We start from the raw sequence: 639 nt of genomic DNA, 5'->3' as shown, positions 1-639 counted from the left end.
ATTGAAGCGCGCGATTTACCTCTTGAGCTAGCACTTTTACCTGTCGTTGAAAGCTCATTTCGACCCATTTGCCTACTCTCATGGCAGTGCCGCTGGCTTATGGCAGTTTGTTCCGGGCACAGGGAAAATGTATGGTCTAGAGCAAAATTTTTGGTATGACGGTCGTCGAGACGTGGCCGCAGCAACCGATGCTGCGCTCGATTATCTCACCTACCTAAATAAGCGTTTTGACGGGAACTGGAATCATGCGATTGCCGCTTACAACAGTGGTGGGGGCCGTGTATCAAGTGCAATCCGATAAAATAATAAACTCGGAGAGCCGACTGATTTCTTTTCACTTGATTTACCAAAAGAAACCAGTGGCTATGTACCAAAACTGCTCGCACTGGCGGATATTATTGCCAATCAAGAAAAGTACGGTATCGATATTCCGGCCATTCCTAACCAGCCAGTTTCTTACCTTAGCTAGAGACCCTAAAGAGCATGGCTTGATTTGGCTATCGCTGCACAATATGCAGGATTACCAGTGAAAGAGCTGCAAAGCTACAACCCGGCACTACAATCAGTGGTCAACTGCGCCAGAAGGTCCATTCCAGTTGCATGATTCCTGTCGATAAAGCAGAGGAGTTCCTTGCTAAG

1 pseudogene is annotated in these 639 nt (G+C 47.3%); it reads left to right on the top strand.

Going from position 1 to position 639, the window contains the following annotated elements:
• Nucleotides 1–639: pseudogene (locus CIK04_RS24420) on the top strand (transglycosylase SLT domain-containing protein); the annotation flags it as partial.

The sequence above is a fragment of the Vibrio sp. 03_296 genome (genome assembly GCF_002265885.1).
The sequence above is the reverse complement of the archived record's forward strand: the minus strand, read 5'-3'. Positions and strand labels throughout refer to the sequence as shown.